Raw genomic sequence first — 26,646 nt, 5'->3', positions numbered from 1 at the left:
GGTATCAAAATATGATTACAGTTTTAGGAAGTATTAATATGGACCTGGTTACAGTGACAAGCAAGGACCCATTATTGGGTGAAACTGTAATGGGAAACCATTTCTCAACAATTCCAGGAGGAAAAGGAGCTAATCAGGCTGTGGCTGCTGCCAGGCTTGGTGCAGAAGTACAATTAATTGGCCGTATAGGCGATGACGTTTTTGGTCAACAATACTTGGTGCATCTAAAGGAACAGGGAGTAAACACGAAATATGTGAAACCGGTTACAGGTGAAAAAACGGGGATTGCCAGTATCACTGTGTATAAGGGGGATAACAAAATCATTGTTGTCCCTGGTGCAAATAAGTGTGTCGGACCAGAGGTAGTGGAAAGTCATTCAGAGGATATTCTGAAGAGTGACTGGCTCCTTCTTCAGATGGAAATCCCATTACAGGGTGTAGAAAAGGCATTGGAGATTGCTCATAAGGGCGGTGTTAAGACAATTCTGAATCCTGCACCTTATCATGAAATTCCAAAAAGTTGGATTGAAATGGCAACTTATTTAACTCCCAATGAATTTGAAGCGAATCAGATTTTTAATCTTTATAAGAATGATCATGATAATCTTGCGCAGCTGAAAAAGAAAATCATCATAACAAAGGGTTCAGAAGGGATTGTAATATTTGAGAATGATGAGGAAGTTGTTATTCCGGCCATGCCAGTGGATGCTATTGATACAACAGGGGCAGGAGATACATTCAGTGGTGCGCTTGTAGTTGGACTATCAGAAGGCAAATCCCTGAAGGAAGCCTGTTATTTTGCTGCAAGGGCAGCATCTCTCTCTGTTACGAAGCTGGGTGCCCAATCTGGTATGCCATATCGTAAGGAAGTTAATGAATTTGGAAAGACACATAGAGATAGCGGCGGTGACATTCTATGAAGAAGTATGGGATATTAAATAGTGAAATCTCAAAGGTATTGAGTGACATGGGACATACGGATTTTATTGTTATCTCTGATTGTGGACTTCCCATTCCTGATGGAGTGAAAAAAATAGACCTTGCCGTGAAACTGGGTACACCTTCATTTCAAGAAGTATTATCAGTGCTTATGGATGAGATGGAGATTGAAAGAGTGACCCTTGCATCTGAAATAATTGAGCATAATGGAGATTTGGAAAGAACGCTTCAAGGTAAGTTCAAGGAAATCGAGTATGTGTCGCATGAAGTTTTTAAGAATCAAACATGTAAAGCTAAAGCAATAATTCGTACGGGTGAAGCAACACCATATGCGAATATTATCCTGCATTCAGGGGTGATTTTCTAATGGTAAAGACCCCGCTTCTTGAAATGAGAAATATCCATAAGTCTTTTTTTCATGTTGAGGTATTAAAAGGGGTAGATTTTGATCTGTCTCCTGGGGAAATTCATGCGCTTATGGGCGAAAACGGAGCCGGTAAATCGACACTTATGAAAATACTGACTGGCATCCATAAGAGTAATCAAGGTCATATCGTCTATAAAGGAAAAACAACAGAATACAATTCTCCAAAAGAAGCTGAATTAGACGGCATTGCGGTCATTCATCAAGAACTTAATATTATTCCTTATCTATCAGTTTCTCAAAATATGTTTCTAGGAAAAGAATTCAAGCGAGGTCCGTTTGGTTTACTTAAAAATAAGGAAATGAATTTGAAAACAAAGGAGTATTTGAATAGGTTAGGCATACATATTGATCCGATGAGATTAGCAGGTGATTTATCTGTTGGGCAACAGCAAATGATTGAGATTGCAAGAGCGATTGCAGCTGAAACAGAAGTCTTAATTATGGATGAGCCGACTGCAGCCCTTACCGACAGGGAAATTGAATCACTTTTTAAAGTCATTCAACAACTGAAAAATGAAGGTGTGGCTATTATCTATATATCACACCGTATGGAAGAGATTTTTCGGATATGTGATCGAATAACAGTTTTAAGGGATGGCCAATCAATAGGAACGAAAGAAACATCACATACAAACTTTGAAGAAATAGTAAAAATGATGGTTGGTCGAGAGCTTGGAGAAAGGTTTCCTGAGCGGACTGCGGTGATTGGGGAAGAGCGATTTGTTGTTAAAAACTTAAGTCATGACGGGATATTTGAAAACGTTTCCTTCGCAGTGAGAAAAGGTGAAATATTTGGGGTCGCAGGATTGATGGGTGCTGGCAGAACGGAAATCATGCAAACTATATTCGGTGCCAGAAAGAAATCCAGTGGGAGCATTAGTCTAGATGGTCAGGATCTAAACATTCGTAAACCATATCATGCTATAGAGGCGGGAATTGGTTTTATTACCGAGGATCGGAAGGAAGAAGGACTCATTCTTGGATTGAGTGTTCGTGAAAATCTGGCAATCCCCAATTTAAAAACACTGTCCAATACAGGGATCATGAAAGAGAAAAAAGAAAAACTCTGGGTAGAAAAAATGATTACTAAGCTGAGAATTAAGACATCCGGATCTGAACAGGAAGTTAAATCTCTAAGCGGTGGCAACCAGCAGAAAGTTGTGTTTGGAAAGTGGTTAGGCATCGAACCGAAGCTCTTGATATTAGATGAACCTACAAGAGGGGTTGACGTCGGAGCAAAGAAAGAAATTTATTCAATCATGAATGAGCTTACTGAGAAAGGCTTCTCCATTATTATGGTATCTTCGGAGCTGCCTGAAGTTTTAGGGATGTCAGATCGAATCATGGTCGTGCATGAAGGGAAGGTTACCGCTATTATGGATAAGAAGGATGCTGACCAAGAAAAAATTATGGAAGCTGCAACAGGAGGGATTAGGCCGTGAATAAGTTAAGCAAAAGTCTGGGGTCTGTTCAAAAATTAGGACCACTTTTAGGCCTTTTATTAATTACCATTATTTTAACCATTATGAGTCCAAATTTCTTGACTGTCGATAATATGTTTAATGTGTTGCGACAGGTTTCGATAAATGCATTAATTGCATTTGGAATGACGTTTGTAATATTGACGGGCGGGATCGATTTATCTGTTGGTTCCATCCTTGCACTGTCTTCTGCATTAACTGCAGGTTTGCTTTCGAACGGAATGGATCCTATCCTTGCCATTTCAGTTGGCCTACTTGCTGGAGCCTTAATGGGTCTTGCGAATGGTCTTATCATTGCGAAAGGAAAAGTGGCGCCGTTTATTGCTACCTTGGCAACCATGACAATATATAGGGGACTGACACTTGTTTACACAGATGGACGTCCAGTCACAGGATTATCAGATGCTGTCAGTTTTCAAATGTTAGGAAAAGGCTTCTTTCTAGGAATCCCTTTCCCGGTTATTACAATGCTACTAGCCTATTTTATTCTGTTCTTTATTTTAAGGAAAACGACATTCGGCCGTGGAGTGTATGCCATTGGGGGAAATGAGGAGGCTTCTAGACTATCGGGATTAAAGGTGAATCGCTTAAAAATGGGTGTCTATACGCTTACGGGCTTTCTTTCGGCTTTTGCAGGCATTACGCTAACATCCCGTTTGAATTCAGCACAGCCAACAGCAGGAATGAGCTATGAATTGGATGCAATCGCTGCTGTTGTTTTAGGTGGAACCAGTTTGTCTGGTGGAAGAGGTTGGATTTTCGGTACATTGGTTGGGGCCCTTATAATTGGGGTCTTAAATAATGGGTTAAATCTACTAAATGTTTCATCATTTTATCAGCAGGTAGTTAAAGGTGGAGTTATTTTGCTGGCTGTGATGCTAGATCGAAAAAAGTCTGCCTAACTATAAATTTATCAAATAATAGGGGGATTCTAATTATGAAAAATCTATGGAAATTTTTCATCGTAGCTATTGTTGTTGTTGTTTTAAGTGCTTGTTCATTGGAGCAAAGCGGAGGAAAGGAAAAATCATCTTCTAAACAAGGAAGTGAAACAAAGGAGAAGAAAAAAGTCGGTCTATCTATTTCTACATTAAACAATCCGTTTTTTGTAACGCTGCGTGATGGTGCAGAAGCCAAAGCCAAGGAATTAGGTTTAGAGATAACGACAGTCGATGCACAAAATGACCCTGCAAAACAAGTAAGTGATATTGAAGACTTAATCCAGCAAAGTGTAGATGTTCTATTGATAAATCCTGCTGACTCAGCAGCTATTGCTTCAGCAATTGAATCAGCGAATAAAGCCAACATTCCCGTAATCACAGTTGACAGGAGTGCAGAGGGAGGAGAGGTTGTTACCCACATTGCCTCAGACAATGCAACAGGCGGAAAGATGGCAGGAGAATTCATTGTTGAAAAGCTTGGCAAATCCGGAAAAATAGTAGAGCTTGAAGGTATTCCTGGTTCATCAGCGGCCCGTGAAAGAGGAAAAGGTTTTAATGATGCACTTGCTGCTGTGTCAGGATTTGAAGTCGCAGCCAAACAAACAGCAAATTTTGACCGCGCTGAAGGCTTATCTGTAATGGAAAATATCATTCAAAGTACAAAAGATTTTCAAGCGGTTTTTGCTCATAATGATGAGATGGCTCTTGGCGCAGTTGAAGCACTGAAGGCAGCAGGAATGAACGATGTCATTGTTGTTGGGTTTGATGCAACAGACGATGCAGTAAAAGCAGTGGAAGGTGGAACCATGGCGGCAACTGTTGCTCAAAAACCTGAACTTATGGGAGAGCAGGCAATTGATGCAGCATCAAAAGTTATTAAGGGGGAAAAACTGGAAGAATTCATTCCAGTAGAACTTGAACTAATTAAAAAATAATATAAGCATGAATTTGAAAGGAGCTGTCTTTATGTCGTTTTAAACGAGTTATAGACAGTTCCTTCTCTGTGGCCGTAATAGTTATAATTGGGGCTTTAACTCATACAAAATGATGAATACTGCAGAAGGCAAGATGACACAGTGAAAGTTGGCCATACAGATCAAAACATAAGTGAATAAAATTATTGTATTTTAGGCCCTTTAACTGTGCTTATTAGTTTAACAAATTTGCATATAATTTTGGAATGAAATAAAAAGCTGAATGTTTTTACACCTAAGTCTCAAGTACCCCCTCCCTAAACTGAAGTCTCTTTCCATTATCCTGTGGCTATATAAATATATTGACATATATTGGAGATTGATGAAACTATTTGTCTAGTGTACTATAAATCTGCAATGTATAATTATGGAGACCTTGCTAATTATTTTATATACTTCCAGTAAGAAGAGGGGAACTTTTTTGAAGACTATAAATCGAATATTTCTGCTTGCACTGTCACTTGTGATGATCGTTTCATTTGTTCCGGGAAAATATGCAGAAGCTGTAAATGCAGAACCAGTCATTCGTGTAAAGCTTACTAATTCACAGTATGTCGGCAGTAAATCACAGCTGACCCTTATTCCACAAGTTTCTTATACTACTAATCTGCCTAATCTCATTCTCGAGGAAAACCAGGCCTATACCTTAAAAATAAGTGAATTCGGTCTGGCAATACTTAAAGGGACAACCCAGCTGGCTGCAGCTTCACAGATCGAGATAAAACCAAAAGAAGGAAAAGGTCCTTTATCCATTAATGGGCATCTTTATTTAGGGAGCTTTAGTTTTAATAATGAAAACGGTAAGTATGTACGTCCTGTAAATACAGTAGGACTTGAAGACTATCTAAAGGGTGTTGTTCCTGCTGAGATGCCTGCATTGTGGAATCTTGAGGCATTAAAAGCACAGGCGGTAGCAGCACGGACATATGCAATGGGTTATCTTAACAAGATTCCTGATGATACGATCAATTATCAGGTATATGGCGGCTACGAATGGCATGAAAGATCCACGGCTGCAGTCGACGCTACGGGAGGACAAGTCATCGCATATAACGGAGTATCCATTGGGGCTAACGCTTTGTTTTCTTCAAGCAATGGAGGAGTGACAGAATCCAATAAAAATGTTTGGGGCGGTACAGAGTTTGCTTATCTGAAGGTAAAAGAGGATCCATTTGACCCTAGGTCGGTTTGGCAATGGAGTGTAAAGAAGCAGCAAATTGATACAGCCAATTTAGACCTGGCAAATGCTGATGCCTGGTGGGGAATCACAAAAGAAGCCGAGCAATCAACAGTGATTGCCAATATAAAAGCATGGCTCAAGCTAAATGGTTATGCCGGGAAAGATATAAAAGTTACAGCCGTTCCACATCTTTCGCTAGATGGTGTAACTTCAGGCGGGCGAGTCAGCAAAGGAAGTATAACCATTGATTTTCTTGTGAAGGAACAGGGAGCAGCAATGCAAAAAAGCATAGAGCTTACTGACGTAACTGCTTCAAAAATCCGGGCAATTATTGGATTGGATTTGATGAAGAGTTATTTGGTGGATTACGTAGAGTCACCAGCTGAAATTATAAAAGTATCAGGCAGAGGGTATGGACATGGAGTCGGCCTAAGCCAATATGGCGCTAAGCATGCTGGGGACAACGGAAAGACATATCAAGAAATTCTTGCTTTCTATTATAATGGTACCACACTGAAGAAAGCATACGAGCCATCCGAGTCCGTGACACAGCCGGTTATACCTGACTCTGCTCCAGTTGTTACAACTCCGACACCAGTCACAACGGTACCTGGAGAGCAGCCGGCAAAGGATGAAACGGCACCGATTATTGTAGATGCAAAAGCATCCTATGACTCGATAACAAATAAGGCTTCACTGAGTTTTGCAGTAAATGAAGCCTCCAAAGTAACAGTCCTCGTAAATGACCAAAACGGCAAAGTAATATCAACGGTTGTAAATTCGCAAGATAAGCAATCGGGCTTACAATCTTTCTCATGGAATGCAGCTAATGCCGCTAACGGAAATTATACGTTTGTCATCCATTCGGTGGACAGCAGCAATAATAAAAATACAGCGATTGTTCCTTTTACAAAGTCTGCGCCAAAGGACACAGCAGCGCCAATCTTAAAAAATGCTTCTGCCTCATTTAATGCAAACGAAAATAAAGTATTCCTGAAGTATCAAATCAATGAGACGGCCAAAGTATCAATTAGCGTAAAGGATTCAAAGGGAAAAACAGTTGCCAATCCGGCATCGAACCGAACGGTGAAAGCAGGGATCCAATGGGCATCATGGGATGTCTCAAAGCTTGTTAATGGAAGCTATGCCATAGCGATTACGGCAACGGACTCAAACGGAAACAAGCGTGCTGCTAAGATCGTTCATAAATTGGTGAAGCCTGCAGGAAAGAAAATGACCGGAAAGGTGAATACTATACAACTGAATGTACGGGTAACCCCATCTTCCTCCGGCAAGGTATTGGGAACTCTGAAAAAGGGCCAAACTGTGAATATCCTGTCAAAGAACAGCAGCTGGTATAAGATAGAATATAAGAACGGTACTGGATATGTATTGGCTAAATATTTGACCATTATTAAGTAATGCGAGGAATTCCTCCAATTATGACCGCTACATGCGGTCTTTTTTTTATTGAGCTAGAACATATCCAAATTAAAAAAGTTTTTTACTAAAACTGGACGGCCCTACATATAGATAGGATATAAACGATACAAGGGTTTGGGGCCATGATCAGCTCTGGCTCTGCTCCCTGTCTTCTATCGATTTTTATAAAACTGGTGGTACCCCTGTGTTAAGAAAAGTTTAAGGAAATACATCGGGATAATATGAATATCTCCCAGGTTATTACGATAGCGGTTGATCCAATGATTTCAATAAAGTTAACCAAAGTATCGGAAAGGGGAGGTGTGCTGTGTTATCAAACGAAGAACTTCAGATCATAAGGCTGGAACTTGTGAAACTTGAGGATGAACTGGAAAAATGCCCTGTACCATCCATTAAAAGCCAAATATACAATGATATCTTATTTATATCCAATATAATTGAACAGGAAGGTTAAAAAATAAGGACTGCACCTAACAGTCCTTATTTTGTGTGTAAAGGAAAATCTATTATGGTAAAAATGAACAATAAAATACTACTTATAACTCCTGTCCCTGGAATTGGGTGGCAAATCCACAGAACCAAAATGGAGATAAAGGGAAGAAATGAGTTACAACAGCCATTTCATCACATAGCGAGAGGAATCATTATTGGGGAACAAAAGTGCTGGAACAAAATTATCGGTAACTTCAGCTACGAAATTGCAATTGTTGGTAAAGAAGCTCCATCTATTTCTGGACGGCTGCTTGTACAGGGTAGAGGACAAAGTAACTCTTTTCTGCCAGGCGGTAACGTGGAATTTGGAGAAAGTGCAAAAAAAGCTTTAGCTAAAGAGAGTAAAGAAGAGTAAGGTATTTCTTGTTCCGTCGTCCATTTTCTCGGAGTAATCGAGCGTAAACGGGTCATGAAGGAAAGATTCATTGTTACATTAATCAGGAATTGAAAGTGACGGGCAATGACTTCCAACAGAGCTATGATCCAAAATCAGCTGAATCCCATCTGGGTTATTGTAGTTTGATCCTGATACATTAGATGAGGTTAACCTGCAGTCTTTTCCATTCAGGAATCTTAGAAAAAATTATCTTAATGGACATAAAAAAGTATGGTGGGAGAGTTCTTTATTAGTAGAAAAAGTAAATTCTTAAGGTGGGGAGCTTTTTTAGCATGCTTTAAATAGAGACTGCTGCAGAAATAAACTGCATACATGTGGTTTTTTGGACAAGAGGGTTATACCCATGACAAAAGAGCAGTCATTTTGCAGGTGCTTCCTGCTCATATGGCTGCTTTGTTATGATAAAAGATAACCGACCAACTATTGAGATTATATGTTGATACTTAGGTCTTCCTTTTGTTGACTTGTAAGGTTCAGTTTTTTTATCGCTTGATGCAGGCTTGCGAAAGTGGAAATTCCTTTTACATCTAACCCGAGATTCACCATAGTTTGGGCTATTTCCGGTCTGATTCCAGTCAACACTGCCTTAATTCCAACCAGTTTCAGAGCGTCAAGGACTTTAAATATATGGTTGGCTACCATGGTATCAATGATAGGTACCCCTGAAAGGTCCAAGACTATATAGGTAAGACTGAGGCTTGTACCACAATGAAGTGCTTTTTCCATAAGCTGCTGCGATCTTTTGGTGTCGATATCCCCAACTAATGGAAGGATTCCGATATGCTCTGTTACCCTTACAATGGGTATGGACAGTTCCATGGCTGTTGTTTCTGCTGCGGTGATTCTGGAAGAATATGAATTGGAATAAGAAATGCTGAGCCAATGAACAGCCCGGTCGACTACAGAATCAAAACGGGAAATAATCTCGTAAAAATCCTGAAGTCTTAAGTCCTGCCGTATAGATTCATTTTTTATCAATTCTCCAATAGTATTGCGGTAAAAACGTATTTCCTCAATTGCAACATCCAAAGGCAAGTTCATATTGACTAATAAATTTACAGCTTTTGAACCCCATTCCTTTAAAGAATCATAGGTTTTTTCTATGTCCTCAACAATGGAGCATGCAAAAATAGTAATAAGATTTACTCTCCAGGTATGCAATGATACATTCTGAGTTATGGTATAAGTATTTCGGTCGGCATCAAATCTTTGTTTAGCTAGCTCTTCAGTTTGATTTTTCACTTTTTCGGAAATTTCTTTCAACCTCGTATCAAGAAAAGAAGTAGTATTCAAGGTTCTTTTCCTCCAGTATCTGGAAAATGATTAATAGCGTCCCGATTCATTTCCCAATTTTATTCACCAAAGCCTGATTAATGAATCCAAGAATAGCGCATCGTTCGGAAATTTGTAAGGGACACTCTTATAAAATATAATACCCTTGTCCTTTCTCTCATTATCTACGAATCTGAATATTCTTAAAAGTGCTTCGGCAAAACATTCTATTAAGTTACAAAAACTTATTAACTATGCTATCAAATGCCCGGTCGGCGATTTCGTAGGATGGGCCAACTGCTGCGCCAGGTTGTAAACACAGTATTATTCCATAATTCGTGAGAAGCTTCATTTTTTCAGAGTATCAAAAGGAACCCCGGTACAGGTCAGTTTATTAAAATATATCAAGTGCGTTGTTTTACATGGAAGTTCCAGTTAATGTCGAGCCAGTTGTCAAAGATATGTGGACTTGATGCAAAAGTTTCTTCCGGAAACATTGGAAGGATTGTACTTATGAATCCATTGCACTTAAAGCTTACATTCCAGGTTCAAGCGATCTGGATTTTATCGTCTTAACGACCCGGCGATTGGCGAATGAAGAAGTAAGGACACTGTCAGAAATTCATGGAATGATACAAAACATATATAAACATCCCGCAATGGACGGTGTATATATTAGTAAAGAAGATTTGGATTACCTGGATTTTTATCGATTTTTTCTATTTTAACGAAGGGAATTTAGGTAAGGGCCCTTATATGAATCCCGTTGCCTGGTGGTTATTTGAAGGATTCTTCGATAGGCATGGGAAAACAAGTGCTGGGCAAATGATGTGCGGTATCCTAAATAGTTTTTTACATGATAAACAGTATATTAGCGCATAAAAATAGGTAGTTCTTTTACTAGTGCTAGAACCGGAACATTAACGTATCGTATTTTATATTCTGTTTCCAGCAGTTGGATGAGATCAACTTCGTCGAAGCCTGTTAACTTGATGACTGGAAAGCCACCCAGTTATTCACTAGTGTGATATCTATACAAACCTGTTAGCCTTTTAAGAGGCCTGTTTTCTTACAATTAACCAAACAGGAGGTTTGTAAAATGAACAAGATCTTCATGAAAGCAATCTTTATTACGATTTTAGTCAGTTCTTACACTATCTTTCCTGCAATCGAAAATGCTCAAATAAACGATGACCTGCAAGTGGCAGATAATGCAAAATATAAAAAAAGTGACATTCACAAGAAAGAAGCCGATTCATTGGAATCACGCTTTATCAAGAGCGAAGATAAGAATCTGCTTGCCCGCCTGGTCCATGCCGAAGCAAAAGGCGAACCATTTGCCGGGAAGGTCGCCGTTGCCACCGTGGTTCTAAATCGGGTTCAACACAAACAATTCCCAGACACAATAAAGGAAGTCATTTACCAAAAAAATGCATTCGAGCCTGTCATGAACGGTTCGATTCATGAACCCGCCAACAAGGAATCATATGAAGCTGTAGAAGAAGCATTGCAGGAACAAGGGAAAGACAATGAACTACTGTATTTTTATAATCCAAAAACAGCAACCAGTCAATGGATTTTCAGCAGAAAAGTGGTAAAGAAAATCGGCAATCATTCATTTGCTATATAAAAGAGAGCGTGCAGAAAAAACTGCACGCTTTTTGTGTGTACTTTTTTTGTTTGAATGAAAGCCTGGTGGCTGAATGGCAGGGACTCTGTAATACAAAAAACGCCAATGCCATCAAATCCTTCTGTATGATCGCCAGCCATGCTCTTTTTACTGGATAGCACGGAACAAGTCAATCCTTTTATACGTTTATGGTTGCTTGCCAATGGAAATAGGATACAGGGTAACTCTTTAAATTGTATGTTGAAAGGGGATCAGGGATGGAGAAAAGACTTGCGTCACCCAGTAATCCACATGCTAAGCGTTTCTTGTACAGAAACCGAAACCTTTGGTGCGGATTTCTCTTCGGGCTTGGTCTGGTCGGCTTTATAGATGAAGCAGTTTTTCATCAGTTATTGCATTGGCATCATTTCTATGATAAGTCCACAACAGATATCGGGCTAGTGTCGGATGGTATTTTTCATGCTTTCAGCTGGTTCTCTACCATAGGCTCAGCTTTCTTGATTGCAGACCTGCATCGGCGTCTGGCGTTTTGGAAAAAAAGATGGGCAGGAGGAGTACTGCTAGGTGGCGGTTTATTTCAGCTGTATGATGGCATAATCCAGCACAAGCTTATGAGACTGCACCAAATACGTTATCAAGTTGATATTCTCCCATATGATATAACCTGGAACATCATTGCTCTTATCATGATCATTATAGGTGGCATCCTGCTTAAACAAACTGGACGGGCATCAAAACACGGGGAGAGTGATATAAATGAAGCATGACCATATGCAACATGATATTGCAGAGTCTTTTGACTTCATCCTTTCTATACCATTTTTCTTGGCCTGCCTTGTTTATTGGCTGGCTGGCACTCGTTCCAGCCGTAAATACAGAAAGTGGTCTTTGTACCGAACCGTCTGTTGGGTGCTAGGAACGTTTTGTACAGCTGCTGCAGTAATCGGACCATTGGCTAAATATGCCCATCTAAATTTCATGGGACATATGCTGGTTCACATCCTCCTTGGAATGCTGGCTCCTATCTTCCTCATATTTTCTGCGCCTATGACACTTTTTCTGCGGACTATTAGTATAACTTCGGCTAGGAATTTTGGCAGGCTCCTAAGGAGCTGGCCATTGCGTTTACTTACCGATCCTCTTGTTGCGGCTTTATTAAATTCTGGAGGGTTATGGGTTCTGTATACAACAGACTTATTTCAAATCATGAGTACAAATTTTTTCGTCTTCTTTCTTGTACATCTTCATATTTTCCTGGCAGGCTATTTATTCACAAGCTCTATCATCTATGTAGACCTAAACCCGCATAGGGCAGGATTTATTTATCGGGGTACGGTGTTACTGATTTCCATGGCCGCGCATGGGATACTTTCTAAATCCTTATATGCTAACCCGCCCGGGGACACGCTCCAAACACAAGCAGAAAACGGAGGCGTGCTGATGTTTTATGCAGGTGACGTGGTCCACGCTGTAGTTATCTTTTTATTTTGCCGCCAATGGTATAAGACCTAGGCATCCCGCCCGACATGATCCACTGAATCTTAAATCTTCTCTATCTCCTTTTAAATTGATAGGCAGGGGCGAGGTGAATGATATGAAGGAAAATTAAAGTTTTATCTAGAATTATATAGTTTGTTGATTTAAGGAAGGAGAATGAATATGAATACATATATATGGAGAGTTGGAACTACGTATCTTCCAGTGTTGGATGTTAGTGCTTCAGCTGAATGGTATGTAAATCATTTAGGAGCGAAGCTTACGTATCAGGATGAAGACAAAGCCATTATTAATCTTGCGAATCAGAGTTTTTTCCTGGTTAAATCAAAAGAAGGTGAAACCCTGGATTTCCTGGATGAAAAAGGGAATGTGCGATTTCCGTTGACATTCGAGGTTGATGGATTAGAAGCCCTTGAGGCACTTCATAAAGATTTGGCGGATAAGAAGGTCAGGGTGGGTGAAATAGAAAATAGAGGACATGCTGGAAGGAATTTTGTATTCCAGGATCCCAACGGCAATCTGTTTGATGTTTGGAGTGAGTTAAGCCCTGTTTTCCGGGAGAAGTTCTTTGATTTCTCAGTGAAAAGGTTCGTGTAGAAGCTTTGATTTTTTATATGTTTCCGCCCTCTGGTTATCTGTAAATGTTATCTAATTTACAGGTGCCATTCATCCAGCTTACACCTCAGCAACTCGCAACTTGTCACCTGGAGCTGTATGTAACGCCGTTTTGAAGTGATCGGTCATTGGGCAGAAAAGGCACCTGGATGGATTTCTGCTGGCGGTACAGTTATATTTGGTTCCATTGCTGTCATTTGTTTTCGTGCCTTTGTTTCAATGACATCCTATTGTTAAAAAATGGTAAATCACTTCGTGTTAAACCGTTTAACCGCATAAATACAAAATTGAGAACTGAAAAAGCTGAAAAAATAAAATGAAATTCCCGGGCAAATTTAATTGGTTTTTCATGTAATATGACGCGTTAATCCTCACATGGAATTTTTTAGGTGAACAACAATCCAATATTTATTACGCTGGTATATAACGAATGCAGGTAATATGTTGAGTGGGACATCACCTGAGGAGTAACTTCCTGGCCCAACAACACGAATTTCACAGAGAGGGGACCTGTTTTTTGAAACTACAAGAACTTGCAGAACTTTTTACTTTAAAGCAGACCAAAGGCAATTTAGAGGTGGAGATTACAGGGATTCAAATGGATTCGAGAAAGATTGAGAAGGGCCATTTATTTATTTGCGTACCAGGAATCAAGGGTTTTCTTGAAGACCGCCATAATTATGCAAAAGACGCGGTCAAAAATGGTGCAGCAGCCCTTCTGGTCGAGAGGGACCTCGATATTGATATTCCGACGTTAAAAGTTAAAGATGCGCGGCTTGCTATGGCTGTGATTGCAGCACACTTTTATAACAATCCTTCTAAGGCATTAAAACTTATAGGCATTACAGGCACTAATGGAAAAACCACGACTTCATACATTCTTGAGAGATTATTAGCCGGAACCGGATATGCAACAGGACTTATGGGGAATAACGGAGTTAAAGTAAATGGAATATTATATCCAACAGACATTAATACACAGGAGCCTCCTATTTTGCAAAAGAATTTGAGGAAGATGGTAGATGAGAAGGTTCGATATTGTGTCATGGAAGTTTCCTCGCAGGGGCTGGATATGCGCAGGATTGAGGGCTGCCATTTCAGGACTGCTATCTTTACAAACCTGACTCAGGACCATTTGGACTATCACGGAACGTTTGAAGAATACAGACATGCAAAGGGCCTATTATTCTCGAAGCTTGGAAATGCCTTTGAGCCATCAGACAAGAGATATGCTGTGCTTAACGCAGATGATCCTGCAAGCGAATATTATCGGAAAGTAACTTCAGCAGAAGTAATTACTTACGGAATTAATCAGTCCTCGGACGTCACAGCAAAAAATATTCATATTACATCACAGGGGATAAATTTCTTGCTTTCATCTTATAAGGGGGAAATTGAATTGAATCTTCCATTGATAGGCCGATTTAATGTATACAATACTTTGGCAGCTGTGGCTTCTGCATTGCTGGAGGGCATCTCCCTTGAGAGCATAAAACACAGTCTGGCTGCATTGCCAAACATCCGCGGCAGGATGGAAATAGTGAAGGAAGCAAATGATTTTCTTGTGCTGATAGACTATGCCCATTCACCAGATGCACTGGAAAACGCCTTAGGCACCATTAAAGAATTCATTAAAGGAAGGTTGATCACTGTATTTGGCTGCGGCGGCGACCGTGACAAGAGTAAACGGCCAATTATGGGAAATATTGCGAGCCGACTTAGCGATTTTATAATCATAACTTCCGACAATCCAAGGACCGAACAACCAGCCTCTATTATGAAGGACATTGAAAAAGGTGTAATAGAAGGTTTCTCACAATATGAACTCATAGAAAGCAGGGAGGATGCAATTCATAAAGCAATTAAAATGGCCAGCCAGGATGATGTGGTTCTTATAGCAGGAAAGGGACATGAAACATACCAAATATATAGGGATAGAACGATTCATTTTGATGACAAAGAAACTGCGATAAGTGCTATTCATAAAAGAACAAATAATATGACGAGTTCTTAATCCGATACGCAAATAAGTTCGTATTCATTGCTTTACAGATACATATACAGATTCTGATTCTGATGCGATATATATATTGGGTATTCAAACTTAAAACATCCTAGAGCGCCCGTAAATTAATCAAATAATCATATTATGTTAACTATAACTTGCAATATTGTTTACTTTAATGTAAATCATTTTGAAAGATCCTTATCATTCAACTATTTTCCTCTTAGGATTAGAGTCCGGTTCTAGTAACTCTCAATCTACGCACCAAGCTAAAGGGAGTGTCATTTTTGGCTGAACGAGTAATAACAAATAGTAACAAGCTGGATCATATAAAGGCAGACTGTGAAAAGTGTTTTGCTTTATGCTGTGTAGCTCTGCCATATGCAAGGTCCGCTGATTTTGCCTTCGATAAGGACTCTGGGATCCCTTGTCCCAAACTCCAATCAAATAATCGGTGCGGCATCCATAAAAATCTTAGAAAGAGTGGTTTTCAAGGATGTTCAGCGTACGAATGCTTTGGTGCCGGTCAAAAGGTGTCACAATTCACATACGAAGGCAACAGCTGGAGGGACAATCCAGAAATAGCTGCAGAAATGTTTGAAGTATTTCCAATTATGCAGCAGCTTCATGAAATGCTATATTACTTAAACGAAGCAGTCATGTTAAAAGAAGCCTTGCCTATTTATAGCCAACTTCAAATGGCATTGAATGAGACTGAGTTTCTTACTGAGCTAACACCTGCTGCGCTCTTAAATACAGATGTGCCGGCACACAGAGCAAAAGTCAGCGGCCTCCTTTTACAGACGAGTGAACTGGTTCGTGCCAAAGTTTCAAAGAAAAGCAACAATAAAAAGATTCAGAGGGGAAGCGACCTGATTGGCGCGAAATTAAGGCGTGCAAACCTAAGAGGGGCAAACTTGAGAGGTGCACTCCTCATAGCAGCTGATCTAACAGAATGTGATTTAAACGATGCGGATCTGCTTGGAACTGACTTTAGAGGTGCTGACTTAAGCGGTGCCGCTCTCAGTACGAGCTTATTCCTTACACAAGCCCAAATAAACTCTGCTAAAGGCAATCAGTATACTAAACTGCCGACTTCCTTAAGTATGCCTGAACATTGGCTCTAAGAAATTCCATCATAAAATTTGGATAATGTAGTGCCAACTTTCTATGCGCTGATGTTAATAATATCTTTTCCTGGCCGATATATGAAGTAACAGCTCGGCTAGGGAGGAAAATTCATCTATGTTTATGAAAAAGATTTCTGCAAAAATGCTGATTGCGATCACCTTACTAATGATATTGGCAACAAGTTCCTTAGGTATCATTAGCTATCACTTCGCAAAGGCGGAGCTAGTTGCCAGCGGGAAGTTGGATTTGCAGCATATTGTAAACGCTTCAATTTCATCATTGGAGCAATTAAATCAGCAGGTGGAGGCAGGAACACTCTCACTTGAAGACGCACAAGAGCGGGCAAGGGAAATACTTGTCGGCCCCGCTGTCACAAAGAATGGCACCACTACATACGACTATAGCAAATCGGCATTTGTCTATAAAAAAGACGGATATTTGATGGCGTATGATTCCGGCTATATCGCCCAATTGCATCCCATCATACCCGTGGGAGAAAATAAAAAGGATATACAAAATACAGCAGGGCAGCATGTAGTTCAGGATATAGTGAAAATAGCAAAAGCGCAAAATCCGGAAGCCAGGTATTACGAATACGGGTGGAAAAATACCGGTGAGAAGAACGAAAGAAATAAAGTTGTCTATATGAATTATTTTAAACCGTGGGATTGGAATATAGGTGTTGGTGCATATGAAGAAGAATTTTATGCTTCTTTGCAAAAGTTGAAATGGATTGTTGTGGTCACATCGATTATTGTCACACTTGCCGGTATATTGATTTTTTACTTTGGCACTAGAAGAAAGTTCAAAATTCTCGGGCAGGTTACCCGAGCGGCTGTTGATATCTCTGATGGCAACTTAGTTCTGCACCACTTGCCAGAATCAAAAGATGAGATTGGCCAATTGTCCACAGCATTTAACAATATGACCATTCAATTGAGGTCAATAATTGAAAATATGCAGGAAATGGGAAGCAAGGTTTCGAGGTCTTCTCTGGAGTTATCCGCCTTGTCGGAGGAAACGTCTGCTACAAGCGATGAAATAGGCCGTGCTATGCGGGAAATTACAGTGGGTTCTGTAGCACAAGCTTCTGATATTGAATCAACCAGCAAACGGACCGACGAATTGGTAGAGGCTATTCAAAGGATGAACGAACAAAACCAGGAAATTCTTATAATGACTGACAAATCTGCAAAAGCGATTGAAATTGGGAAAGAAAAGATAGGTTCATTAAAGGAATCAAATGAATCTTCCGTTCATGCCGGCAATGAAATAAGCATAGGGATTACACACTTATACAATCGGGTTAGGGATATTTCGTCCATCATTACGACTATTGACGGCATTTCAAAGCAGACAAATCTCCTGGCACTCAATGCAAGCATTGAGGCTGCTAGGGCAGGGGAATACGGCAAGGGATTTGCTGTTGTTGCGGAGGAAGTCCGTAAATTGGCAGAACAAACGAGCCAGGCCACAACAGAAATCTATACAATGATCCAAAGCATTGAATCAGAGACAGAAAAAATGGTGCTGTCGATGGCGAGCACAGTTGAAATATCCTCCAGTTTGAATCATGCTGTTGATGATACTGAATTGCAATTTAATCATATTTCTAGTTCTATCAACCAAATCATTCATGCGATTGAGTATTTAACCGCTGAAATCGGCAAAATTACCAGCCAAAGCAATGAAATGATAGATGCGATACAAAATGTTACTGCCATCGCTGAGGAAACAGCTGCTTCCTCAGAAGAAGTACTTGCTTCTGTGGATGAGCAGAACACCGTTATTAGCACAATAGCTTCTTCCGCTGAGGAATTGAACCTGTTGAGTGAAAGGCTGAATCAAATTAGCGAGCAATTCTCCATTAAATAGAAAACCGATATAGAGTGTAGATTTGGGCTGCCATTATGGGAGCTCTTTTTTAATATGAGAATTGCAACATTTTAATCGGAGAATCAATTACCGGATGCTATGGCATTTGGATGCCGCAGATGTATGTTTCAATGACGCATAACAGGCATCATTACATCATAAGGAGCGTTTTAATCTGTTAAACAATTGTCATGACATTCAGGTGTATTTACAATCTGGGCGATTTAGATTTGGATATAAAAGTTCAATGATAGATTAATACATTTGAAAAAGAGGACTCGCGCTTATTATGCGGTTCCACCATAACACCTTGAATACGATCATAAATGTGCAGTTTCGGTCATAAATCCTTGAACAGGATCATGAATTTGTTGTTTCGATCAAAAAATCGTTTTTCGCTCATGAAGCTTAAGATGGCGAGCATAAGGTCATAATACTATGTCAGTCTGGGTTATATAGATATGAATATGGCAATCAATGTGCAGGTTAATAATAAATTAGCAGAGTAGGGCTCCGCTTTTTTAGAATAAATGTGTTTTGCACAGGACTATCATATAATTTGTTATTTGCTGCAACCAGAAAACAAATTACTAAAAATGAGGCAAGTTTATTTTTTTAGCGAATATCTGTTATACTACATTGTTTAAAATTAAACAGGTAAAGGAAGCAGCGATGGAGAAATATCAGGTAGAACATAGAAAAAAATAATAATGGGAGGACTGACTGTGAATCATTTCGGTTTATTTGGGAAGTTCATAACAAAAGAAGGCGAGCGGGACGCATTAGTCGATATCTTACTTCGCGCAGCACAAAGCATGCAGGACCTTGAAGATTGTGAAATCTACACCGTTCACGTTTCTCCTGAAGAATCCAATTCTGTCTTTGTTTATGAAGTATGGAAGGATGAAAGCGCCCATCAGGCTTCGTTATTACTCGAAGCAACACAAGAGCTCATTCAAAGTGCCAAACCTTTAATTGCGGGTATGGAAAGAATCTGTACAATTAAGCCAATTGGCGGTAAGGGGCTCACTACGCCATCCTAAGAAAATCATGTTCGGCAAAACATGTGGGTCCCACGTTGAAAATGTTCACCAATCACCCATTTTTCATAATGGTGCAGAAGGAAAATGAATTAGATTCAAAAGCAGCCATTACATATAGACGTAAAGGATGAAGAGAAAAATATCCAAGTTAGATTAAATAATCTGGAATAGGTCCAGGAAAATGATCTTTAAAAACCGTCTCTTACAGTCAGTTTGAAATGAAGGACATCTAACGAAATGGCATTTTGTCTTAAAGTGTTGTCCAATTTGTTTTAACGGATAATATTTCTTGTAAGTTTGACCGTTGTAAATATCTATATATATATTGAATCATAGTAATTTGGGACGCTTCCCATTTCCATATCTCAAAAGTACATCGAACTCTTCCATGCCAACAAACATCCTATGCCGGCATTAGTATAAAACAACTGGCACTACATTTTGCAACTGAGGGGGTATTATACCTCCTTTTTGTATGGATTTATAACCATGACAATAAGGAATTGTATGGAAAGGAGCTTCATAACAGTGTCTTTAAAAAGCTTATTTGCGGAAGTTGCACAGGAGGATAACCTATGTATTTTTTATTATTAAAATTAATATATGTATATTGACAGAATTGAGTTTTTTCAGGATCAGAGGTGACATATGTTTTTTATCCTGTTATCAATCAATCTAGTATTGTACATTGTGGGCGGGCTGCTTTTATCTCAACGTGAATATACAGCAGGCGGAGTAATATTGGGCCTGGCAGTAATGTCTTCCATACTTATAATATACAGGTATAGAAGGAAAATGAAAAAGTCTCTGGACCATCATAATAATCCCGTTTCTGACTGTTATCCTTATAACTTTGACAATCTGTTTAACTGCGATATGGATAAAAGAGATGGTTTAGATTGTGTTGATATCGAATGTGGAAAACTCGAATGTTTCGAACTGGATTGTGGAGGAGCAGAATGTGGAGGTGCCGATTGCAATTGCAATTCTTAAACAAGCTTTTTTTGATTGTGCCCTGTCATCGAAGACCTGAACGCTGCTTTCATATAAAGGGTAAGCCCATGCCGATCTGTTCTCGATGTTTATGTATATTGGCAGGTTATATGATGATACCCTTTCTGTTTCTTTTTAAGGTCGGCATTATTTGGGGATTGTTATGTCAAATCCCCATGTTGATAGATGGTCTTACTCAATTAAAAGGGTGGCGTCAGAGCAACAACTTGCTCAGGGCGGCGACAGGTTTAATCAGTGGGTCAGGATTGTCGATTGGTATAGTGAGCAGCGTAAGAGTGCTGATAGAGGTATTAAAACAATGATGAATGCTTACTTGGAGCCATTTATAAAACATTATAAAAGCTGGCAACATTTTTGTTGAATTTATATTATTATAGAAAAAGATGCCATTTAAGTATATATATAGAAAAAAATGAAGTGGTGTCTTAGAGATGTGGTAAAAGGGAGTAATGTTATGAGTTTATCTATTAAAAATCTTACAAAGGCGTTCGGTGAAAACGTGGCGGTAAACAATGTTTCATTCAGTTTGCATCAGGGGGAGGTTCTTGGCCTTCTGGGACGGAACGGAGCAGGCAAAACTACAACATTGAAAATGCTTTTGGAATTGATTCCGAAAGACAGAGGAGAGATAACCTGGAAGGGCAAGCCTTATCAAAGAAAGAATATTAGCATTGGCTATCTGCCAGAAGAAAGAGGATTATACCCAAAAAGTAAAATAAACGAACAGCTTACATATTTCGCGAAGCTGGAAGGAATGGCTGCTTCTGTCATTTCTAAAGAAATAGATAGATGGCTTGAAAGATTTGAAGCAACCGAATATAAAAACAAATTGGCTAGTGAACTCTCCAAAGGAAATCAGCAAAAAATTCAATTAATTGGTACACTGCTGCATAATCCTGAAATGATCATTCTCGACGAACCTTTTTCTGGTCTGGATCCGGTTAATGCAAATCTCTTAAGCGATGTCATCCGAGAAGAAATGTCAAAAGGAAAAACCATTATTTTATCCAGCCATCAGATGAACCAGATCGAAACCTTCTGCGATAATATCGTAATGATTAAGAAAGGGAACATCATCGAAAACGGAAAACTGGATGATATAAAGGAAGCATACGGATATAAAAATCTAAGAATTAAATTAAGGGATAGCGAGGCGGATATCAGCGATATTCACTCTTTTACCAAAGAAGATAATGGAGAATGGCTGACGAAGGCGAAGACTGAAGAAGAAGCGATACATACATTGAATGCAGTCAAACAAAAAACAGAAATAAAAACGTTTACACTGCTCGAACCCACTCTGCATGAAATCTTTTTGGAAAGGATGGGGTGAAGTTGAAACAATTTAATACCGTTTTCCAGTTCCATTTAAAAGAGGGACTCAGGTCGAAAATGTTCATCATCATGTCGATTGTCCTTTTTTTAATCATTCTCGGATTCTTTGGACTTACTCATTTTTTGAATGATGATAGCCGTCTAAATGTACATCTAATAAACAACAGCAATATGCCAATCGATGAAAAACTCATTAACCAGATGCAGAAAGAAATGAAACTAAGCACAGACCCGGGTGAAAAAGAACAAACTCTAAAAAAACAGGTGGAAGATGGAAAGATTGATGGTTTATTGGTCGTACAGGACCAGGCAGGCATTCCACAAGTTAAATACTATATTAAAAGAAACCCGGATTACGTGGTTTTATCCATTATGGAACCATATCTTCAAAATCAGTACATAGCCGATACAATCCAAAAAAATAATCTGGATGCGGATTTGGCAAAACAAATGTCAACAAAGGTTCAGGTTAGTCCAGCTCCTTTGAAAAGTACAGAGTCGACAGGGCTGGTTTACTTTTTTATTCTCATCATGTATATCTTTATCATCACATTTGGACAGACGGTAGCTATGGGCATATCTGGGGAGAAAACCTCACGGGTCATGGAAATTATGATCACCAAGGTTAAACCAATTATCATGATGTATGCGAAAATACTGGCAAACCTGATACAGGGAGTGCTTCAGATCTTCATTGTCTTCGTAGCTTACATGGCAGCAAAGCAATTAGGATGGGCGGGGGAGGATCTGTCCCTATTTGGGCTTCCAATTGATGTATCAGTATTGACTGTCAAGATGTTTACCTTCTTCCTCTTATATTTCATACTGGGATACACATTATATGCATTTTTATTTGCTTCCTTTTCTTCTGTCATTTCACGGCTTGAGGATATCGGCAGCGTGATTTTCCCGATCTCATTGTTAATGCTTGGATCATTTTTTCTTGGAACGAGAGCGATGATGCATCCCAACGACACAATTGTCGTTGCAGGGTCGTACATCCCTTTCTTCTCGCCGGTAGTGACCTTCTCAAGATTTGTTCTAAAGGAGACATCAGTGATGGAAGTTATCATAACCATAGCACTGCTGGTGGCAAGCATTCTTATTATAAGCTTGTACTCAAGCAGGCTCTATATAAAAGGTGTTATGAAATATGATGGAAAAGCAAGCCTTAAAGATGTATTTCAATTGATGAAATAGTTTGATTTGCGCTGATATGCTGCTGAACCTATTATTTCGTTAATTACGTTCAGTTTTACTCAAATGAAGTCAAACCTAGCTCGTTGGAATTACCAATAATCTGCCGGCTTTTCGTGAACAGCAACTCAGGACACAGTGCGAATGACTGTTTTGTACAGCGGTAAAGATATTTTGTTTTCAGTAAAATACAAAAGTCGAACTGCCCAGACACCAAGTAAGATTGCGAACCATTATCAGGTTCGCTTTTTTTCTAAATCATAAGCTAAATATTGCTGAATCAAATGGTTCATTCTATATGTGCTCCGGTAACTAAAGTATAATGGATAAAACGAACATTTTTGCAATTATGGAGGGTAGTATATGAGTCTAGATATTTTTATAGTAGATGCATTTACTGATGTACCATTTAAGGGAAATCCAGCAGGTGTTTGCATTACGGATGAACCTCTGGCGGATGAACTGATGAGTAAAATTGCTACAGAAATCAATCTTTCTGAGACAGCTTTTCTATTTCCAAAGGAGGAAGGGTATTCACTCAGATGGTTCACTCCAACAGCCGAGGTAGAATTATGCGGCCATGCCACATTGGCAAGTGCACATATCTTGTGGGAAACAAGTATTCTATCAGCAGGTGAACAAGCCAATTTCTATACAAAAAGTGGACTTTTGACTGCAAAAAAGCAAGACACCTGGATTCAGCTTAACTTCCCGGTGGAACCAGTAACTGAGTGCAGTTATCCTGAGGAACTGGAAGACGCCTTACATATAAACCCCCAGTATGTTGGAAAGAATCGATTTGATTATTTGATCGAAGTAGAATCTGAGGATATAATCAGGAATCTTAAGCCTAATTTTTCATTGCTCAAAAAGATTCAAACGAGAGGGATCCTTGTAACGAGCAAATCCAATGAATTTGATTTTATTTCGAGAGGTTTTTTTCCTGCAGTAGGGATCAATGAAGATCCTGTCACAGGTTCAGCACATTGCGCCCTTGCCCCTTATTGGAGCGAAAAACTTAAGAAGCATGAATTATATGCTTTCCAGGCCTCAGCACGGGGAGGAATCTTAAAAATACAAATGGATGGGGACAGAGTGAACATGTCAGGCCAGGCAGTCACGGTCATGAAGAGTCAAATTTTTATATAGTTGGCGAATAATGGGGACTGCCTAAGTTCTGCTGGATAACAAGGATGCTGAATTCAATTATGTTGTGTCCGGCCTTGCCTGAGAGAAAGCGTTATCTTGGTTCTTCATAGTTTAGGGCCTGCTCTGAATCTGCCAAACCTTTTGTGGTAGGATCTTGTACCATTCCCAGCATGGATAATAAAACTAACACAGCATTTACAAAGCTTTGAACCCAAATATTAATATATTCACTCCATTGAAAATCGATTACACCTAAATGATTCAGTCCGGTGACAAGCATTTGAATAATGATCAGAAATTGGGATATGAAACTCATTATCCAAACCCGATTCTTAAATCTGACTTTCCAGTTGATCAAGTTGTCTTCTCCTTTCTATATGGGATATCAGGAGGGAGTATTACTATTTCTGTATTTGCAATTGGTGCCGCAATATTGAACACTCTATCAAAATGAATATACAATTCTTTTTGAATACGTTCGCTGTATAGTATGCAAAAAAGAGAAAAAAGATTGTACAAATTTTGATAAAATACCACAAAAAACTTCCAGATCAGGTGTGGATCGCAAAGGAGAGATACAGCTTAACAGGCCAGTCTTTGTTACTTGAAAGTAATTATTGATGCATATTATAGAAATGTATTGAGAAAGTATGCTATAATGAAGCATTGCTTAAACTTATTTAGGAGGAACATTATTTTTATGTCAGTCGAAGTAGGCAGTAAGGTAAAAGGGAAAGTAAAAGGAATTACTAATTTTGGAGCATTCATTGAATTGCCGGATGGTTCCACAGGTTTGGTTCATATCAGTGAGGTAGCGGACAGCTATGTCAAGGACGTGAACGACCACCTGAAAATTGATGATGAGGTTGAAGTAAAAGTAATTGGCGAAAAAGAAGGGAAAATTGCCTTATCCATTAAAAAGGCAATAGATAGACCTGAAGGGCAAAAGCCAGCATATGAACCACGCCAGCAGCGCCAGGGAAGAGGAGACAGACGTCCGAACAGCAATTTCAAGCCTAAAGAGAACTTTGAGGATAAGATGTCCCGTTTCCTTAAGATGAGCGAAGAAAATCTTTCCTCCCTTAAGCGCAATACGGAGTCAAAGCGCGGTGGCAGAGGCGGCAGACGCGGATAAATACGTGCTTTCCCATAATATATTCAGGCAAGCCAGGGTACCCGGCTTGCCTTCTTTAATCCATCGCAACTTCTAACAGACCCTTGGTTACTTGTGACTAAAAAATTCAAATAAACATGAGGAGGCGGTCATATGAGTCGCAGGCAAATCTTTATTATTAACGGAGAATTCATCGATGTTGAAGTCCAGAGGTTAAAAAACGGCAAATATATGGGAACAGCGATTTCGTGGGAGAGCGAACGCTCATATATGTATATCAGCAAAGATATCAGGAAAGCGGTGAATGCGAGTGTCGAGGCTCTGCTGCGAGCGAATTCTGATCAAATGTGAACTGATTAATATAAAAATAGGAGGTTAATCTCCATGCAGCAAAAATTTGTATTGATAATATGTTACTTTTAACAGGCCTAATGAATGATTAATTCATGGGCCTGTTTTTTTGTTCCATTATACATTCCGTTCTTTTTCGAAAATCCGGTCGAATGGCCGGTACATACCTCATGTTTTAACTTCTGTAAACGAAGTCATCCGGAAAACTTATTTTACCAACTTAATTTACATGTCGACAAAATAACTGCAGCCTCCTCATATTCAAACCGAACGACTTTGAAAGAAATGTATCCGTTGCTATTTATCAGTGTTGAATTAGAAGACCGTAATAAGAAACACCATCTGTTCTACAGAATTTTGAACCTATTTTATTCTAGAAATAGGCGCCGTCTGCCTGTGCCTGACAAAATTATCAGTTCTTTCAGATGAAAATGAATCATGATGTTTGAGGTATCTATTATTTTGTAAAAGGTATGTTCTTTGTCCAATGAATGCAAGGATTGCATCCAGGAGGTTGGCTTCGGCATTTTCACAAGCACCTCTACTTTCCTGAATCCTGTCTGTTTCACCGGACCTGGCAAGGTCAGCTAGCACTTCTTGGTCATCAATCGGAGTCTGATCGGGCGGTGTAGAGAGTTGGTTCTCAGCAGCATAAATAGTTTCTGGATGGCCGTTGTTAAAAAATAGATGGAGCTGGATTTTATTCGAAACAGGAGTTATCCAATGCCACCAACCCATAGGGATGAAAACCACTTGTCCTTCTTCACAGAATACTGGTGGAGGTCTCTGGACTCCGGATTGACGAGCGAGACGACCGCTTCTCCTGAAACAACAGTGCTCAGTTCCCATGCATTAGAATGGCGGTGAGGTTCGCGGATATTACCTCTGGTTAAAAAGAGCGTAACAAAGGAACCATTTCCCATGTAAGGGAACTGGTTAACAGTGACCCCATATGCCATGTTCTCGTCATCTATGCTAAAAAGCACATGATTCCTCGAATCAATGCAAAGTATTGAACCTACTTGAGACTTATTGTTCTCTGTATTGTTATTTTGCATATTTTTTTCCCTCTTTCATGCTGACCATGAAATACCTTAAGTGACTGTGTCTGGTTACATGTAGTTTATGTACCTTGTTTGAGAAT

At 39.5% G+C, this 26,646-nt stretch carries 26 protein-coding genes; 22 read left to right on the top strand and 4 right to left on the bottom strand.

Going from position 1 to position 26,646, the window contains the following annotated elements:
- The first annotated feature begins 11 nt into the window (after positions 1-11).
- The 8 genes from rbsK to V1500_RS13860 all read left to right on the top strand — a co-directional run bounded on the left by rbsK (position 12) and on the right by V1500_RS13860 (position 8,232).
- The gene (gene rbsK / locus V1500_RS13895; protein ID WP_409300066.1) at positions 12-920 is read left to right on the top strand and encodes a ribokinase; all 909 of its coding nucleotides are present in this window, start codon (positions 12-14) and stop codon (positions 918-920) included.
- Entirely contained in the window at positions 917-1,306 is a 390-nt protein-coding gene (gene rbsD, locus V1500_RS13890; protein ID WP_409300064.1) for a D-ribose pyranase, read from the top strand. Before rbsK ends, rbsD begins: the two co-directional genes overlap by 4 nt.
- Positions 1,306-2,808 carry a sugar ABC transporter ATP-binding protein gene (locus tag V1500_RS13885; protein WP_409300063.1) on the top strand — a complete coding sequence of 501 codons (1,503 nt, stop codon included), beginning with the start codon at positions 1,306-1,308 and terminating at the stop codon, positions 2,806-2,808. The genes rbsD and V1500_RS13885 overlap by 1 nt, the downstream gene beginning before the upstream one ends.
- A complete protein-coding gene (locus V1500_RS13880; RefSeq protein ID WP_409300061.1) occupies positions 2,805-3,749 on the top strand; it encodes an ABC transporter permease subunit in 945 nt (314 codons plus the stop codon). Before V1500_RS13885 ends, V1500_RS13880 begins: the two co-directional genes overlap by 4 nt.
- Positions 3,750-3,784: 35 nt before the next feature.
- Positions 3,785-4,723, top strand: a complete 939-nt coding sequence (rbsB, locus tag V1500_RS13875) for a ribose ABC transporter substrate-binding protein RbsB (protein WP_409300060.1) — start codon at positions 3,785-3,787, stop codon at positions 4,721-4,723.
- A 460-nt stretch (positions 4,724-5,183) separates the two neighbouring features.
- A complete protein-coding gene (locus V1500_RS13870; protein ID WP_409300058.1) occupies positions 5,184-7,364 on the top strand; it encodes a SpoIID/LytB domain-containing protein in 2,181 nt (726 codons plus the stop codon).
- A 328-nt stretch (positions 7,365-7,692) separates the two neighbouring features.
- On the top strand, positions 7,693-7,839 hold the full coding sequence (locus V1500_RS13865; RefSeq protein ID WP_409300056.1) for a hypothetical protein: 147 nt from the start codon (positions 7,693-7,695) through the stop codon (positions 7,837-7,839).
- Positions 7,840-7,893: 54 nt separating this feature from the next.
- Complete coding sequence (locus V1500_RS13860) at positions 7,894-8,232, top strand: hypothetical protein (RefSeq protein ID WP_409300055.1); 339 nt, start codon at positions 7,894-7,896, stop codon at positions 8,230-8,232.
- A 471-nt stretch (positions 8,233-8,703) separates the two neighbouring features.
- On the opposite strand, the gene V1500_RS13855 is transcribed toward V1500_RS13860, so the two are convergent.
- Positions 8,704-9,567: an STAS domain-containing protein gene (locus V1500_RS13855; protein WP_409300053.1), complete on the bottom strand. Its 864-nt coding sequence runs from the start codon at positions 9,565-9,567 to the stop codon at positions 8,704-8,706.
- 1,078 nt (positions 9,568-10,645) lie between these two features.
- Here V1500_RS13855 and V1500_RS13850 point away from each other — a divergent pair.
- The 12 genes from V1500_RS13850 to V1500_RS13795 all read left to right on the top strand — a co-directional run bounded on the left by V1500_RS13850 (position 10,646) and on the right by V1500_RS13795 (position 24,037).
- A complete protein-coding gene (locus tag V1500_RS13850) occupies positions 10,646-11,176 on the top strand; it encodes a cell wall hydrolase (protein WP_409300051.1) in 531 nt (176 codons plus the stop codon).
- Positions 11,177-11,433: 257 nt separating this feature from the next.
- Positions 11,434-11,943 carry a DUF2243 domain-containing protein gene (locus tag V1500_RS13845; protein ID WP_409300049.1) on the top strand — a complete coding sequence of 170 codons (510 nt, stop codon included), beginning with the start codon at positions 11,434-11,436 and terminating at the stop codon, positions 11,941-11,943.
- Positions 11,933-12,688, top strand: a complete 756-nt coding sequence (locus V1500_RS13840) for a cytochrome c oxidase assembly protein (RefSeq protein WP_409300048.1) — start codon at positions 11,933-11,935, stop codon at positions 12,686-12,688. Before V1500_RS13845 ends, V1500_RS13840 begins: the two co-directional genes overlap by 11 nt.
- Before the next feature lie 147 nt (positions 12,689-12,835).
- Complete coding sequence (locus V1500_RS13835) at positions 12,836-13,270, top strand: VOC family protein (RefSeq protein WP_409300046.1); 435 nt, start codon at positions 12,836-12,838, stop codon at positions 13,268-13,270.
- Positions 13,271-13,805: 535 nt separating this feature from the next.
- On the top strand, positions 13,806-15,302 hold the full coding sequence (locus V1500_RS13830; RefSeq protein WP_409300044.1) for a UDP-N-acetylmuramoyl-L-alanyl-D-glutamate--2,6-diaminopimelate ligase: 1,497 nt from the start codon (positions 13,806-13,808) through the stop codon (positions 15,300-15,302).
- Between the two features lie 278 nt (positions 15,303-15,580).
- Complete coding sequence (locus tag V1500_RS13825; protein ID WP_409300042.1) at positions 15,581-16,420, top strand: pentapeptide repeat-containing protein; 840 nt, start codon at positions 15,581-15,583, stop codon at positions 16,418-16,420.
- Between the two features lie 118 nt (positions 16,421-16,538).
- Entirely contained in the window at positions 16,539-18,299 is a 1,761-nt protein-coding gene (locus V1500_RS13820; RefSeq protein WP_409300041.1) for a methyl-accepting chemotaxis protein, read from the top strand.
- A 725-nt stretch (positions 18,300-19,024) separates the two neighbouring features.
- Complete coding sequence (locus V1500_RS13815) at positions 19,025-19,342, top strand: putative quinol monooxygenase (RefSeq protein WP_409300040.1); 318 nt, start codon at positions 19,025-19,027, stop codon at positions 19,340-19,342.
- Positions 19,343-20,256: 914 nt separating this feature from the next.
- Entirely contained in the window at positions 20,257-20,658 is a 402-nt protein-coding gene (locus V1500_RS13810) for a DUF2085 domain-containing protein (protein ID WP_409300038.1), read from the top strand.
- 152 nt (positions 20,659-20,810) lie between these two features.
- The gene (locus V1500_RS13805; protein WP_409300037.1) at positions 20,811-21,689 is read left to right on the top strand and encodes an ABC transporter ATP-binding protein; all 879 of its coding nucleotides are present in this window, start codon (positions 20,811-20,813) and stop codon (positions 21,687-21,689) included.
- Positions 21,690-21,691: 2 nt separating this feature from the next.
- Complete coding sequence (locus tag V1500_RS13800) at positions 21,692-22,891, top strand: ABC transporter permease (protein WP_409300036.1); 1,200 nt, start codon at positions 21,692-21,694, stop codon at positions 22,889-22,891.
- 360 nt (positions 22,892-23,251) lie between these two features.
- Entirely contained in the window at positions 23,252-24,037 is a 786-nt protein-coding gene (locus V1500_RS13795) for a PhzF family phenazine biosynthesis protein (protein WP_409300034.1), read from the top strand.
- 91 nt (positions 24,038-24,128) lie between these two features.
- Here V1500_RS13795 and V1500_RS13790 read toward each other — a convergent pair whose 3' ends face one another.
- A complete protein-coding gene (locus V1500_RS13790; RefSeq protein ID WP_409300032.1) occupies positions 24,129-24,395 on the bottom strand; it encodes a phage holin in 267 nt (88 codons plus the stop codon).
- 342 nt (positions 24,396-24,737) lie between these two features.
- Between V1500_RS13790 and V1500_RS13785 the strand changes: the two genes are divergently transcribed.
- Both V1500_RS13785 and V1500_RS13780 read left to right on the top strand, forming a co-directional pair.
- Complete coding sequence (locus V1500_RS13785) at positions 24,738-25,172, top strand: S1 domain-containing RNA-binding protein (protein ID WP_409300030.1); 435 nt, start codon at positions 24,738-24,740, stop codon at positions 25,170-25,172.
- Positions 25,173-25,304: 132 nt separating this feature from the next.
- The gene (locus V1500_RS13780; protein ID WP_409300028.1) at positions 25,305-25,502 is read left to right on the top strand and encodes a hypothetical protein; all 198 of its coding nucleotides are present in this window, start codon (positions 25,305-25,307) and stop codon (positions 25,500-25,502) included.
- A gap of 363 nt (positions 25,503-25,865) precedes the next feature.
- On the opposite strand, the gene V1500_RS13775 is transcribed toward V1500_RS13780, so the two are convergent.
- Both V1500_RS13775 and V1500_RS13770 read right to left on the bottom strand, forming a co-directional pair.
- Positions 25,866-26,240, bottom strand: coding sequence for a hypothetical protein (locus V1500_RS13775; protein ID WP_409300027.1), 375 nt, complete (start codon positions 26,238-26,240; stop codon positions 25,866-25,868).
- Positions 26,219-26,560, bottom strand: coding sequence for a cupin domain-containing protein (locus tag V1500_RS13770; protein ID WP_409300025.1), 342 nt, complete (start codon positions 26,558-26,560; stop codon positions 26,219-26,221). The genes V1500_RS13775 and V1500_RS13770 overlap by 22 nt, the downstream gene beginning before the upstream one ends.
- Positions 26,561-26,646: the final 86 nt, after the last annotated feature.

Source organism: Peribacillus sedimenti, from assembly GCF_046237635.1.
GTDB lineage: Bacteria > Bacillota > Bacilli > Bacillales > DSM-1321 > Peribacillus > Peribacillus sedimenti.
This window is presented reverse-complemented; position numbering and strand designations above follow the sequence as displayed.

Bases quoted from the DNA above. Each gene is read 5' to 3' on its own strand.
- V1500_RS13785 (WP_409300030.1), top strand. From the start codon at position 24,738: ATGTCAGTCGAAGTAGGCAGTAAGGTAAAAGGGAAAGTAAAAGGAATT.
- V1500_RS13840 (WP_409300048.1), top strand. From the start codon at position 11,933: ATGAAGCATGACCATATGCAACATGATATTGCAGAGTCTTTTGACTTC.
- V1500_RS13805 (WP_409300037.1), top strand. From the start codon at position 20,811: ATGAGTTTATCTATTAAAAATCTTACAAAGGCGTTCGGTGAAAACGTG.
- V1500_RS13835 (WP_409300046.1), top strand. From the start codon at position 12,836: ATGAATACATATATATGGAGAGTTGGAACTACGTATCTTCCAGTGTTG.
- V1500_RS13820 (WP_409300041.1), top strand. From the start codon at position 16,539: ATGTTTATGAAAAAGATTTCTGCAAAAATGCTGATTGCGATCACCTTA.
- V1500_RS13775 (WP_409300027.1), bottom strand. From the start codon at position 26,240: ATGGGTTGGTGGCATTGGATAACTCCTGTTTCGAATAAAATCCAGCTC.
- V1500_RS13860 (WP_409300055.1), top strand. From the start codon at position 7,894: ATGGTAAAAATGAACAATAAAATACTACTTATAACTCCTGTCCCTGGA.
- rbsB (WP_409300060.1), top strand. From the start codon at position 3,785: ATGAAAAATCTATGGAAATTTTTCATCGTAGCTATTGTTGTTGTTGTT.
- V1500_RS13780 (WP_409300028.1), top strand. From the start codon at position 25,305: ATGAGTCGCAGGCAAATCTTTATTATTAACGGAGAATTCATCGATGTT.
- V1500_RS13845 (WP_409300049.1), top strand. From the start codon at position 11,434: ATGGAGAAAAGACTTGCGTCACCCAGTAATCCACATGCTAAGCGTTTC.
- V1500_RS13885 (WP_409300063.1), top strand. From the start codon at position 1,306: ATGGTAAAGACCCCGCTTCTTGAAATGAGAAATATCCATAAGTCTTTT.
- V1500_RS13810 (WP_409300038.1), top strand. From the start codon at position 20,257: ATGTGGAAAACTCGAATGTTTCGAACTGGATTGTGGAGGAGCAGAATG.
- V1500_RS13795 (WP_409300034.1), top strand. From the start codon at position 23,252: ATGAGTCTAGATATTTTTATAGTAGATGCATTTACTGATGTACCATTT.
- rbsK (WP_409300066.1), top strand. From the start codon at position 12: ATGATTACAGTTTTAGGAAGTATTAATATGGACCTGGTTACAGTGACA.
- rbsD (WP_409300064.1), top strand. From the start codon at position 917: ATGAAGAAGTATGGGATATTAAATAGTGAAATCTCAAAGGTATTGAGT.
- V1500_RS13850 (WP_409300051.1), top strand. From the start codon at position 10,646: ATGAACAAGATCTTCATGAAAGCAATCTTTATTACGATTTTAGTCAGT.
- V1500_RS13770 (WP_409300025.1), bottom strand. From the start codon at position 26,560: ATGCAAAATAACAATACAGAGAACAATAAGTCTCAAGTAGGTTCAATA.